Source organism: Vibrio tarriae (assembly GCF_002216685.1).
In the GTDB taxonomy this organism is placed as follows: Bacteria; Pseudomonadota; Gammaproteobacteria; order Enterobacterales; family Vibrionaceae; genus Vibrio; species Vibrio tarriae.
The window spans coordinates 2,346,404-2,358,995 of sequence record NZ_CP022353.1 but is presented as its reverse complement, the minus strand read 5'-3'; the positions used below and the strand labels follow the sequence as shown (position 1 = coordinate 2,358,995).

Below are 12,592 nucleotides of genomic sequence, written 5' to 3'. Positions count from 1 at the left end.
ATCTCCATTTAGCCAAGATCGCCGAAACGAACTTGTAGTGCAGTTATCGCCGTGAGCGCCGCCGTTTCTGTGCGCAGTACGCGTGGGCCTAATAAGGTTTCTTCAAACTGGTAACGACGAGTCATATCAATTTCTTCCGCTGACAAGCCGCCTTCAGGCCCAATCAGCAAACGAACTTTGCTCACTGGGGTGGGTAAGGTGTTGATCGAGTATTTAGCGCGCGGATGCAAATTGAGTTTCAGTGCCTCGGTGGGCTCTGCGCACCAAGCTTCGAGCTCCATAATTGGGCGGATTTCTGGCACGGTATTACGGCCACACTGCTCGCAAGCGCTGATCGCAATTTTCTGCCACTGCTGAATCTTCTTCTCGAAGCGTTTTTCATCCAGCTTAACGCCACAACGCTCAGAAAGCAGAGGCGTGATGGTAGTGACGCCCAATTCCACCGATTTTTGGATGGTGAATTCCATCTTATCGCCGCGTGAAATCACCTGACCAAGATGCAGATCGAGCGGCGATTCAATACTGTTTTCCACGCGCTCGGTGATATTGACCAATACCTGTTTTTTGCCAACTTCACTGATCACGGCTGGGAATTCAGCTCCAAAGCCATCGAATAGCAGCACTTCTTGTCCAGCTTGCATACGCAATACGCGACCGATATGCCCTGCGGCATCTTCACTCAGGGCAACGGTGCCAAGCTGGTGGATCGGTTCTGGATGATAAATTCGAGGGATGCGCATGCGGATAATTCCTAATCATTAAACGAGGTTACCGTCTTCCAACGTAAAGCGGCAACTTCAGTTGGAAGAGGGATATCTGGCCTCTAACATGGATGCAAGTTCAGTAAAATACAAGGGGGCAGGGTGAGATTCTGCCCATCAGTTCGGGCATTGTTCACGCACAAAGCGGTTCGAGTTGCCTTGCACGTTTTCAATCCGTTGGTCACGCACACATTCCCATTCGCTGACCGGATACTGATTGTTCCATGCCTTCATTAATTGGTTTTGCGCCTTGGAAAGTCGCAAACCGTACTGCTCACTCATGTACAGATAAGTGCGCGCAATCGCCCCGCGCGCTCGTTCTGGCGGCATGGCTGTGCGCTCTTTGAAGTTCACTTGCATTTCACATTGGCCATAGGTGACGCCATCGACACCATTCCACTGACTGAAACCGAAGTTGGAGCGATCGCCATTCACTTCGCCAATCGCCGGAGTGAGGTTGTGCAGATCGGCTTCCATTTGATTGAACTCAGGGCTAGTACGAGTGCAGTTTTTACGGCCACCTTGTTGCCAGCATTGCAACTGATGACCAAATTGCCAAGCCGGCACCACATGTTCCCATTCAATCCGCGAAGCGCGATTCTCATTTTTACGCACTTGATAGCCGCAACTCTCCAGATCCGGGATGCCTTTTTTGCCTTGCCAGCGAATCTCGCAGCCGCAGTAAAAAGAGACCGGATGATCACGATAAATCTTCACCGCTTCATTTTTGGCATGACTAAAAGACATGGGGGCGGCAAAGGTGAGCAGAGGTAAGCTAGCAGCAAGCGTGGTAACGAAACGAAAAATCATCATAAAAGACGTAGATAAGTAGGTTTTTTATCAGTTTAACACTCATAAATTGCCTTTGTCGTTGATGCTTTTGTTAGTTTTTGGCGAGAGCAAGGCAAAGCCTACAGAAGTGCCCTCAGCCAATCAAAGGTTAGGCTTGGTAGATCAAGTTTTGTTGGCAGCTTTGACAGCGATAGGTGGCTTCACCACGCAGCACTTTATTGTGGCGACGAATGGTGAGCGGATATTCACGGCACGCACAGCGGTAATGGAAGGTTTTGCCCTGTACTGAAGCGACAGAAAACGTGTGAGTGGTTTTCGGCTCAAGATTAAAGACTTGGCTCATCACTTGTTGCCATTCGACGCCGTGTGGGCGTACTCGGCCATAAAGCTGATACGTAATCAGATGCGCGATTTCGTGTGGGATCACTTGCTGGAGGAAGTCATCGACGTTTTCGGCAAACAGCACGGGATTAAGGCGGATTTCCCACAGCTGCAAATAGGCCTTGCCGGCAGCGCGTCCACGTAAACGGTAATTGAGTTTGGGCAGTTTAAAGGGGCGTTGCAAAGCCTCGCTGGCGGTAGCGATACACTGTTTGATTTTCTGCTCAGCTTGGCAGTGCAGATCAAAACGAACCATTAGCGAATTTCTACCTCTAAAAACCCTATCATCGAACTCATAAAAAAGGCCCTTTCATGAGAAAGGGCCTTGAACTGTATTGCAATCTTCGCCGTTTGTCAGCGATGACTTGAAATCAATGCTTATTTTAGACCAGCGAAGTCACGCAGTAGCGCGGCTTTGTCGGTGGCTTCCCAAGGGAACTCTTCGCGGCCGAAGTGACCGTAAGCAGCAGTTTTCTTGTAGATAGGTTGCAGCAGGTTCAGCATCTCTTGCAGACCGTATGGACGCAGGTCGAAGAACTGACGAACGGCTTCGATGATGATCTCTTGTGATACTTTCTCAGTGCCGAAAGTTTCCACCATGATCGACGTTGGATCCGCGACACCGATGGCGTAAGAGAGTTGGATTTCACAACGATCGGCCATGCCCGCCGCAACGATGTTTTTCGCAACATAACGTGCTGCGTAAGCCGCTGAACGGTCAACCTTGGATGGATCCTTACCTGAGAATGCACCACCACCGTGACGCGCTGCGCCTCCGTAGGTATCAACAATGATCTTACGACCGGTCAGACCACAGTCACCCATTGGACCACCGATAACGAAACGGCCGGTTGGGTTGATGAAGTATTTGGTCTCTTTGCTCAACCATTCTGCTGGCAGAACTGGCTTGATGATCTCTTCCATCACCGCTTCACGCAGATCTGGCGTTGAAATAGAGTCACAGTGCTGAGTAGACAGAACCACGGCATCAATACCCACGATCTTGCCTTGGTCGTACTGGAAGGTCACCTGAGATTTTGCATCTGGACGCAACCATGGCAGCGTGCCGTTTTTACGAACTTCTGCTTGGCGCTGCATCAGACGATGTGCGTAGGTGATTGGTGCTGGCATCAGCACTTCAGTTTCGTTAGTTGCATAACCAAACATGATGCCTTGGTCGCCCGCGCCTTGCTCTTTAGGATCGACTTTATCAACACCTTGGTTGATGTCTGGCGATTGCTTACCGATGGTGTTCAGTACCGCACAAGAGTTGGCATCAAAGCCCATGTCTGAGTGCACGTAACCAATTTCACGAACGGTTTGACGAGTTAACTCTTCGATATCAACCCAAGCGGAAGTAGTGATTTCACCACCCACCATCACCATGCCAGTTTTTACGTAAGTTTCGCAAGCAACGCGAGCTTTAGGATCTTGCTCAAGAATCGCGTCCAACACTGCATCAGAGATCTGGTCTGCAATTTTATCTGGATGGCCTTCTGATACTGATTCTGAAGTAAACAGGTGCTTAATCGCCATGATAGCTCCAATATTTGTGGTTATTCGGTAACGGCATTAAGTGGCGCTACCGATCAATTTCGTACATTTTGTAGGCGTTTCTACATCTAGACGGCTATTCTAGTGTCGGGCGCTCAAATTACAAGCTCTTTTTCTGTTTAGCCCATAACCAAACGTTTGCTTAAAAAAGTCAGCTTTGCCACTACAAAGCGAGAATGTGCTAAAAAGTGTGACAAAATCGGAGCAAAGCACCAGTAAATCGTTTGCAGCAGCAGGGGGGCTTTGCGACAATAGCCGCCACTGATTTTCCGCATCTGTTCATTTCGCTTACTTCCCATTTAGGAGTCGACATGTCTTCTCGCAAACAACTTGCCAATGCTATCCGCGCCCTGAGCATGGACGGCGTTCAAAAAGCTAACTCTGGCCACCCGGGAGCCCCAATGGGCATGGCGGATATCGCCGAAGTGCTGTGGCGTTCACACTTAAACCACAACCCACAAAACCCAAATTGGGCTGACCGCGACCGTTTCGTACTGTCTAACGGCCACGGCTCTATGCTGATTTACTCGCTGCTGCACCTGAGCGGTTACCAGCTGTCGATTGACGATTTGAAAAACTTCCGTCAACTGCACTCAAAAACACCGGGTCACCCAGAGTACGGTTACGCACCGGGCATCGAAACCACCACGGGCCCACTAGGCCAAGGCATCACCAATGCCGTAGGTATGGCGATTGCTGAGAAAGCTCTGGCGGCGCAGTTCAACAAACCGGGTCACGACATCGTTGATCACTTCACTTATGTATTCATGGGTGACGGCTGTTTGATGGAAGGTATCTCGCACGAAGCCTGTTCACTGGCGGGCACACTTGGCCTTGGCAAACTGATTGCATTCTGGGATGACAACGGCATCTCTATCGACGGTCACGTGGAAGGCTGGTTCTCAGACGACACACCAAAACGTTTTGAAGCCTACGGCTGGCATGTGATCCCTGCGGTTGATGGCCACGATGCAGATGCAATTAACGCTGCGATTGAAGCGGCGAAAGCAGAAACCTCTCGCCCAACCCTGATTTGTACCAAAACCATCATCGGTTTCGGCTCACCAAACAAAGCGGGTTCACACGACTGTCACGGTGCGCCTCTGGGCAACGATGAAGTCAAAGCTGCACGTGAATTCTTGGGTTGGGAACACGCTCCATTTGAAATCCCAGCTGACATCTATGCAGCGTGGGATGCAAAACAAGCAGGTGCAAGTAAAGAAGCGGCTTGGGATGAGAAATTCGCGGCTTACGCGAAAGCTTACCCAGCCGAAGCTGCTGAATACAAGCGCCGCGTAGCGGGCGAGCTGCCAGCGAATTGGGAAGCAGCCACCAGCGAGATTATCGCCAATCTGCAAGCCAACCCTGCCAACATCGCATCGCGTAAAGCATCACAAAACGCGTTGGAAGCGTTCGGCAAACTGCTACCAGAATTTATGGGCGGCTCAGCTGACTTGGCGCCTTCTAACCTCACCATGTGGTCTGGCTCAAAGTCTCTTACAGCAGAAGATGCGTCAGGCAACTACATCCACTACGGTGTGCGTGAGTTTGGTATGACCGCCATCATCAACGGTATCGCGCTGCACGGCGGTTTTGTCCCTTACGGTGCAACCTTCCTGATGTTTATGGAATACGCGCGTAATGCGATGCGTATGGCAGCACTGATGAAAGTGCAAAACATCCAAGTGTACACGCACGACTCGATTGGTCTGGGTGAAGATGGCCCAACTCACCAACCGGTTGAGCAAATCGCTTCTCTGCGTATGACACCAAACATGAGCACATGGCGTCCGTGTGACCAAGTAGAGTCAGCGATGGCGTGGAAACTGGCGATTGAGCGTAAAGATGCGCCATCTGCGCTGATTTTCTCGCGTCAAAACCTCGCGCAGCAACCACGCAGTGCTGAGCAAGTCGCGAACATCGCCAAAGGCGGTTACATCCTGAAAGATTGCGCAGGCCAACCTGAACTGATTCTGATTGCGACTGGCTCTGAAGTTGAACTCGCGGTTGCCGCTTACGAGCAACTGAGCGCCGAAGGCAAAGCGGTTCGCGTGGTCTCTATGCCATCGACCGACGCATTTGATAAGCAAGATGCAGCCTACCGTGAAGCCGTTCTGCCAGCCGCTGTGACTAAGCGTATCGCGATTGAAGCGGGCATTGCCGACTTCTGGTACAAGTACGTCGGCTTTGGTGGTCGCATCATCGGTATGACCAGCTTCGGCGAATCCGCACCAGCGGGTGAGCTGTTCAAGCTGTTTGGTTTCACGACTGAAAACGTAGTGAAACAAGCCAAAGAACTGCTGGCGTAATTGAAAGCCATTCTTTGTGAAGCAAAGAAAAATAGACGATAAAAAATCCCGCTGCGGCGGGATTTTTTATTGCCACTCATCAGGCCTTGCTTGGCGAAGCGCATCAATAAATAGGCGCAGCCGAAGTGGGTGACGGCCAAGCGGATAGAAGCAGTTGATTTCTGTTGGCTGTGATTGCCAACCATCGACGCAAGAAATCACACTACCGGGGTGGGCACGTTCAAACCCATTGGCAAACCAAGTCGGGAGTAAACCAATACCGCGACCTTTGGCAATCGCATCGGCTTGCATGGCAAGATTATCGCTTTGTAAACGACTCTCTAGTGCTGGCAGTGAATAACTGCCGAACTCTGGATGGTGCAGTTCAAGCTCCGCGCGCCGACAAGCAATAAAATCAATCCATGGGTGATGAATCAGCTCACGAGGATGGGTCGGTTTATCTCGATGAGCCAAATATTTGGGAGAGGCGTAAGCGGCATAGCGCCAATAGCCTAAGCGTTCTTTGCGATAACCCATGGGGGCGGCGTGTTCAATCCAAATGATCAAATCGGGCTCAAACACCTCATCACTGTGTTGAAACTGGCTGAGTAGACGGATCTTCAATGTCGAATGCTGCTGCATAAACTCATCCAACACTTGGCTGAGCCAGCCGCGGATCAAATTCGGGTGTACCACCAGCGTGAGTTCGCCAGTGACTTGATTGTTCAATTCTTGCAACGCTTCCTGACTTTTATTGGCCAGTTCAAGTAGCTGCTCCGAGTAAACCGCAAACACTTCTCCTGCTTTGGTGAGCGTTAAGCGGTTGCCTTGACGCATCAACAAGCTTTGTCCCAAGTCCTCTTCGAGTTGCGCTAAACGGCGACTCAGGGTGGATTTAGGCTGTTCAAGCGCTTTGGCAGCGGCAGTCAGGCTCTTATGTTGGCAAAGCGCATGGAAAGCTTTTACGGCGCTGAGATCTTGCATAGGTATTTGACCCTTAAAGAATAATTACCACAGACGTTCCATATTTGGACCGAACTATTCCATGTGTCGATCTATCTCCAGTACAGAATATATGAATAATCCGCCCTTGAAATTAAGAATAATTATCATTTAAAGGAGAGGTAAATGTCCAGACACAATCCATCCCCCGTCAGTTTATCTGTGACACTAGGCTTAATGTTTTCGGCTAGCGCTTTTGCTCAAGAAGCGACGAAAGCCGATGAAACCATGGTGGTCACTGCGGCGGGATACGCGCAAGCCATTCAAAATGCGCCAGCCAGTATCAGCGTAATTTCCAGAGAGGATCTGGAGTCTCGCTATTACCGTGATGTGACCGATGCACTAAAAGGTGTTCCGGGCGTAACCGTGACGGGTGGCGGAGATAAGACCGATATCAGCATTCGTGGTATGGGTTCAAGCTACACTTTGATTTTGGTGGATGGTAAACGTCAAACCTCGCGTCAGACTCGTCCCAATAGCGATGGCCCCGGCATCGAACAAGGTTGGTTGCCGCCTCTGCAAGCAATTGAGCGCATTGAAGTTATCCGCGGCCCGATGTCTACGTTGTACGGCTCGGATGCGATTGGCGGTGTGATCAACATCATCACTCGTAAAGATCAGCAGCAGTGGTCAGGCAATGTGCAGCTATCGACCGTGGTGCAAGAAAATCGCGCCTCAGGCGATGAACAAAGCGCTAATTTCTTCGTAACGGGACCTTTAAGTGATGCTCTATCGCTGCAAGTCTACGGGCAAACCACGCAACGCGATGAAGACGAAATTGAGCATGGTTACGGCGATAAATCACTGCGCAGCTTAACCTCAAAGCTCAACTACCAGCTCAATCCAGATCATCAACTGCAACTGGAAGCCGGTGTATCAGCCCAAGATCGCGAAAATAACGTGGGCAAGTCGGCGCAATCCAGCGGATGCCGAGGTACATGCAGCAATACCGATAACCAGTACCGTCGCAACCATGTTGCCGTCTCTCACCAAGGGGATTGGCAGGATGTTGGGCAGTCTGATACTTATCTGCAATATGAAGAGAACACCAATAAATCTCGTGAGATGAGCATTGACAACACTGTGTTCAAATCCACGTTAGTGGCTCCTATTGGTGAGCACATGTTGAGCTTTGGTGTGGAAGGTAAACACGAAAGTTTAGAGGATAAAACCTCCAACAAAATTTCATCTCGCACGCATATCTCAAACACTCAATGGGCGGGATTCATTGAAGATGAATGGGCGCTCGCAGAGCAATTCCGCCTGACCTTTGGTGGCCGTCTGGATCATGATAAAAACTACGGCAGCCACTTCAGCCCACGTGTGTATGGCGTATGGAATCTCGATCCGGCATGGACAGTAAAAGGCGGCGTTTCTACTGGCTTCCGTGCACCACAGTTACGTGAAGTAACGCCGGATTGGGGACAAGTCAGTGGCGGCGGTAATATCTACGGCAACCCTAATCTCAAGCCTGAAACATCGGTTAATAAAGAGTTGAGCTTGGTGTACAGTGCAGGCTCAGGTCTGGCGGCATCGTTGACCGCTTTCCATAATGATTTCCAAGATAAAATCACTCGCGTCGCTTGCCCTGCCAATATCTGTACTGATGGTCCAAACCAATGGGGCGCCGATCCTACTTATCGTGTGAATATTGATGAAGCAGAAACCTATGGCGCAGAGGCGACGTTAAGTCTGCCGATCACCGAAAGCGTTGAGTTATCGTCTAGCTACACGTACACCCATTCGGAGCAGAAAACGGGAGAATTTGCTGGCCGTCCGTTATTGCAGTTACCTAAGCATCTGTTTAATGCCAACTTGAGCTGGCAAACCACAGATCGCCTCAATAGTTGGGCTAACCTCAACTATCGTGGCAAGGAGATGCAGCCGGAAGGCGGGGCGTCGAATAATGATTTCATCGCGCCAAGCTACACCTTTATCGATACTGGCGTGACTTACGCACTCACCGATAGTGCAACGCTTAAAGCTGCGGTGTACAACCTGTTTGATCAGGAAGTGAACTATGCCGAATATGGTTATGTGGAAGATGGCCGCCGCTACTGGTTGGGCTTAGACATCGCCTTCTAATTATTAGAGGTAGAGGTTCAGAGGATTGGCAGCAGCGCCAATCCTCTGCTTGTTTTGCGATCGGCGGTGGAATCATTTATTGCACAGGATCGCCGTGCCAAAGCGTAGAGTATCGGTTACTATTGCCAACCAATCTGAGAGCGATAGGCGGTACAAGATGCTGAGGGTAGCAATTAACGGTTTTGGGCGCATTGGGCGTAACGTATTACGTGCCGTGTATGAAAGTGGCAAAAGTGATCGCATCCAAGTGGTTGCGGTGAACGAGCTTGCCAAACCGGATGCGATGGCGCACCTCCTGCAATACGATACTAGCCATGGTCGCTTTGGCAAAAAAATCAGCCATGATCAGCAGCATATCTACGTTCACCATCAAAATGGTGAGTATGACTCAATTCGCATTCTGCATCTTTCTGAAATTCCTCTCTTACCTTGGCGTGATTTAGGCGTGGATTTAGTCCTCGACTGTACAGGTGTGTATGGTTGCCAAGAGGATGGTCAGCAACATATTGATGCGGGCGCGAAGTTAGTTTTATTTTCCCATCCTGGTGCTAGCGATCTCGACAACACTATCATTTATGGTGTGAATCATGAAACCCTAACCGCTGAGCATAAAATCGTTTCTAATGGATCCTGCACCACTAACTGCATTGTACCCATCATCAAGGTATTGGATGACGCATTCGGCATTGATTCTGGCACCATCACCACCATCCATTCCTCGATGAACGATCAACAAGTGATTGATGCGTATCATAATGACTTACGACGCACACGAGCGGCCAGTCAATCGATCATTCCCGTTGATACTAAGCTGCATAAAGGTATTGAAAGAATATTTCCGAAATTTTCTAACAAATTTGAAGCGATTTCGGTGCGTGTACCGACAGTAAATGTGACCGCGATGGATTTAAGTGTCACAATTAAATCAAATGTGAAAGTTAATGACGTAAATCAAACCATTGTGAACGCATCTCAGTGTACATTACGTGGCATTGTTGACTATACTGAAGCGCCTTTGGTTTCCATCGATTTTAACCACGATCCGCACAGCGCGATTGTGGATGGGACACAAACGAGAGTCAGTAACGGGCAGTTAGTAAAAATGCTCGTTTGGTGTGATAACGAATGGGGCTTTGCCAACCGGATGTTAGATACCGCATTGGCAATGCAGGCCACGCAGTAGCGGCTAAGCATGCACTTCAAATCAGGTTTGAACATTGAAACCCGAAGGACGCAGCCCCATATCGGTAAACAGCTAAGATTTTACCTACTCGGCAGGGTCGCCGAGTTGCAGAATTTTCATTTCTTTAAATAGTTTGAGAGGACAAATCATGTCTGTAATCAAGATGATTGACCTGGATCTTGCAGGTAAACGCGTATTTATCCGTGCTGACCTGAACGTACCAGTAAAAGACGGCAAAGTGACTTCTGATGCACGTATCCTTGCATCACTACCTACCATTAAGCACTGCTTGGAAGCGGGCGCGAAAGTAATGGTCACTTCTCACCTAGGTCGTCCAACGGAAGGTGAGTACGCTGAAGAGTTCTCTCTACTGCCTGTGGTTAACTACCTGAACGATGCTCTCGATTGCGAAGTTCGCCTAGTGAAAGACTACCTAGACGGCGTTGAACTGAACGCAGGTGAACTGGTTGTTCTGGAAAACGTTCGCTTCAACAAAGGCGAAAAGAAAAACGAAGAAGCGCTGTCTAAGAAATACGCGGCACTGTGTGACGTATTCGTGATGGATGCGTTTGGTACTGCGCACCGCGCTCAAGCTTCTACTCACGGTGTTGGTATGTTTGCTCCTATCGCTTGTGCAGGCCCTCTACTGGCTGACGAACTTGAAGCGCTAGGCAAAGCGATGGACAAACCAGCTCGCCCAATGGTAGCTATCGTTGGTGGTTCAAAAGTATCAACTAAGCTGACTGTACTTGAGTCACTGTCAAAAATTGCTGACCAACTGGTGGTTGGCGGTGGTATTGCGAACACCTTCATCGCTGCAGCGGGTCACAACGTAGGTAAGTCTCTGTATGAAGCTGACCTTGTTGAAACAGCGAAAAAACTGATGGAAGAGTGTGCGATTCCTGTGGCGACTGACGTAGCTTGTGCCAAAGCTTTCGATGAGAACGCAGAAGCCGAAATCAAACACGTTTCTGAAGTTCAAGACGACGACATGATTTTCGACTTGGGTCCAAACTCAACGGCTGAACTGGCTGAGATCCTGAAAAACGCGAAAACTATCCTGTGGAATGGCCCAGTAGGCGTATTCGAATTCAAGAACTTTGAAGCGGGTACTCGTGGTATCGCAGAAGCGATCGCACAATCAGAAGGCTTCTCCGTTGCAGGTGGCGGTGACACGCTAGCGGCGATCGACAAGTTCGGCATCAAAGCCGATGTTTCTTACATCTCTACTGGCGGCGGCGCGTTCCTTGAATTCGTTGAAGGCAAAAAACTGCCTGCAGTAGAAATGCTAGAAGCACGCGCTAAAGCGTAATAATCGAATGAGAGCGGGGGTAAGACTCCCGCTTTCTTGTTTGCTGCACGGCGAGCATTTGTTTGGTAGAATGCCGCGATTGGTGAGCAAACGTTTGCAAGAATTGAAACTTACCGTTTTTATTTTTTAAAACGACAGAAAATAGGATTCCATCCATGTCTAAGATCTTTGATTTTGTAAAACCTGGTGTTATCTCTGGTGATGACGTACAGAAAGTTTTTGAAGTAGCAAAACATAATGGCTTTGCACTTCCAGCAGTAAACTGTGTAGGTACTGACTCTGTAAACGGCGTTCTAGAAGCAGCAGCAAAAGTGAAAGCGCCTGTTATCGTGCAGTTCTCTAACGGCGGCGCAGCATTCTTTGCTGGTAAAGGTCTGAAACTTGAAGGTCAACAAGCACAAATTCTGGGCGCGATCGCGGGTGCGAAATACGTTCACACTGTAGCGGAAGCTTATGGCGTTCCAGTGATTCTGCACACTGACCACGCAGCGAAAAACCTACTACCTTGGATCGACGGTCTGCTAGACGCGGGTGAAAAACACTTCGCAGAAACTGGCAAACCACTGTTCTCTTCGCACATGATTGACCTGTCTGAAGAGTCTCTGGAAGAGAACATCGAGATCTCTGCAAAATACCTAGAGCGCATGGCGAAAATGAACATGACTCTGGAGATCGAACTGGGTTGTACTGGCGGTGAAGAAGACGGCGTTGATAACTCAGATATGGATTCTTCTGAGCTGTACACTTCTCCAGAAGACGTGGCATACGCTTACGAGAAACTGAACGCAATCAGCCACCGTTTCACTATCGCGGCTTCTTTCGGTAACGTACATGGCGTTTACAAGCCAGGTAACGTGGTTCTGACTCCAACTATCCTACGTGATTCTCAAAAATACGTTTCTGAGAAGTTTGGTCTGCCAGAAAACTCTCTGAACTTCGTATTCCACGGTGGTTCAGGTTCTTCTCTGGAAGAAATCCGTGAGTCTATCTCTTACGGCGTGATCAAAATGAACATCGATACTGATACTCAGTGGGCAACATGGGATGGTATTCGTCAATACGAAGCGAAAAACCATGACTACCTGCAAGGTCAAATCGGTAACCCAACGGGTGAAGATGCACCGAACAAGAAGTACTACGATCCACGCGTATGGCTACGTGCTGGTCAAGCAGCCATGGTTGCTCGTCTAGAGAAAGCATTCTCTGATCTGAACGCGATCGACGTACTGTAATT

Annotated in this window: 10 protein-coding genes; 5 read left to right on the top strand and 5 right to left on the bottom strand. The window is 49.4% G+C overall.

What is annotated here, in order from left to right; all coding sequences use genetic code 11:
* Positions 1 to 8: 8 nt before the first annotated feature.
* From rsmE to metK, 4 genes are all read right to left on the bottom strand, one after another.
* Positions 9 to 740: a 16S rRNA (uracil(1498)-N(3))-methyltransferase gene (gene rsmE / locus CEQ48_RS16465; protein ID WP_089071975.1), complete on the bottom strand. Its 732-nt coding sequence runs from the start codon at positions 738 to 740 to the stop codon at positions 9 to 11.
* A 138-nt stretch (positions 741 to 878) separates the two neighbouring features.
* The gene (xds, locus tag CEQ48_RS16460; RefSeq protein WP_089071974.1) at positions 879 to 1,574 is read right to left on the bottom strand and encodes an extracellular deoxyribonuclease Dns; all 696 of its coding nucleotides are present in this window, start codon (positions 1,572 to 1,574) and stop codon (positions 879 to 881) included.
* Positions 1,575 to 1,701: 127 nt separating this feature from the next.
* On the bottom strand, positions 1,702 to 2,190 hold the full coding sequence (locus CEQ48_RS16455; protein WP_000251289.1) for a SprT family zinc-dependent metalloprotease: 489 nt from the start codon (positions 2,188 to 2,190) through the stop codon (positions 1,702 to 1,704).
* Between the two features lie 122 nt (positions 2,191 to 2,312).
* Entirely contained in the window at positions 2,313 to 3,470 is a 1,158-nt protein-coding gene (metK, locus tag CEQ48_RS16450) for a methionine adenosyltransferase (RefSeq protein WP_089071973.1), read from the bottom strand.
* A gap of 329 nt (positions 3,471 to 3,799) precedes the next feature.
* Between metK and tkt the strand changes: the two genes are divergently transcribed.
* Positions 3,800 to 5,797 (top strand): transketolase, encoded by a 1,998-nt coding sequence (gene tkt, locus CEQ48_RS16445; RefSeq protein ID WP_198301181.1) that lies wholly within the window; start codon positions 3,800 to 3,802, stop codon positions 5,795 to 5,797.
* Positions 5,798 to 5,863: 66 nt separating this feature from the next.
* On the opposite strand, the gene CEQ48_RS16440 is transcribed toward tkt, so the two are convergent.
* A complete protein-coding gene (locus CEQ48_RS16440) occupies positions 5,864 to 6,760 on the bottom strand; it encodes a LysR family transcriptional regulator (protein ID WP_089071971.1) in 897 nt (298 codons plus the stop codon).
* Between the two features lie 144 nt (positions 6,761 to 6,904).
* Between CEQ48_RS16440 and CEQ48_RS16435 the strand changes: the two genes are divergently transcribed.
* The 4 genes from CEQ48_RS16435 (at position 6,905) to fbaA (ending at position 12,590) form a co-directional block, all read left to right on the top strand.
* Positions 6,905 to 8,863 carry a ligand-gated channel protein gene (locus CEQ48_RS16435; RefSeq protein ID WP_089071970.1) on the top strand — a complete coding sequence of 653 codons (1,959 nt, stop codon included), beginning with the start codon at positions 6,905 to 6,907 and terminating at the stop codon, positions 8,861 to 8,863.
* Positions 8,864 to 9,020: 157 nt separating this feature from the next.
* Positions 9,021 to 10,046 (top strand): erythrose-4-phosphate dehydrogenase, encoded by a 1,026-nt coding sequence (epd, locus tag CEQ48_RS16430; protein WP_076007799.1) that lies wholly within the window; start codon positions 9,021 to 9,023, stop codon positions 10,044 to 10,046.
* A 148-nt stretch (positions 10,047 to 10,194) separates the two neighbouring features.
* The gene (locus CEQ48_RS16425; protein WP_000111267.1) at positions 10,195 to 11,358 is read left to right on the top strand and encodes a phosphoglycerate kinase; all 1,164 of its coding nucleotides are present in this window, start codon (positions 10,195 to 10,197) and stop codon (positions 11,356 to 11,358) included.
* A 155-nt stretch (positions 11,359 to 11,513) separates the two neighbouring features.
* Positions 11,514 to 12,590, top strand: coding sequence for a class II fructose-bisphosphate aldolase (fbaA, locus tag CEQ48_RS16420; protein ID WP_089071969.1), 1,077 nt, complete (start codon positions 11,514 to 11,516; stop codon positions 12,588 to 12,590).
* Positions 12,591 to 12,592 lie beyond the last annotated feature (2 nt).

Coding starts and splice junctions, on each gene's coding strand:
- CEQ48_RS16455 (WP_000251289.1), bottom strand. CDS start 2,190: ATGGTTCGTTTTGATCTGCACTGCCAAGCTGAGCAGAAAATCAAACAG.
- CEQ48_RS16440 (WP_089071971.1), bottom strand. CDS start 6,760: ATGCAAGATCTCAGCGCCGTAAAAGCTTTCCATGCGCTTTGCCAACAT.
- CEQ48_RS16435 (WP_089071970.1), top strand. CDS start 6,905: ATGTCCAGACACAATCCATCCCCCGTCAGTTTATCTGTGACACTAGGC.
- fbaA (WP_089071969.1), top strand. CDS start 11,514: ATGTCTAAGATCTTTGATTTTGTAAAACCTGGTGTTATCTCTGGTGAT.
- xds (WP_089071974.1), bottom strand. CDS start 1,574: ATGATGATTTTTCGTTTCGTTACCACGCTTGCTGCTAGCTTACCTCTG.
- CEQ48_RS16425 (WP_000111267.1), top strand. CDS start 10,195: ATGTCTGTAATCAAGATGATTGACCTGGATCTTGCAGGTAAACGCGTA.
- tkt (WP_198301181.1), top strand. CDS start 3,800: ATGTCTTCTCGCAAACAACTTGCCAATGCTATCCGCGCCCTGAGCATG.
- metK (WP_089071973.1), bottom strand. CDS start 3,470: ATGGCGATTAAGCACCTGTTTACTTCAGAATCAGTATCAGAAGGCCAT.
- epd (WP_076007799.1), top strand. CDS start 9,021: ATGCTGAGGGTAGCAATTAACGGTTTTGGGCGCATTGGGCGTAACGTA.
- rsmE (WP_089071975.1), bottom strand. CDS start 740: ATGCGCATCCCTCGAATTTATCATCCAGAACCGATCCACCAGCTTGGC.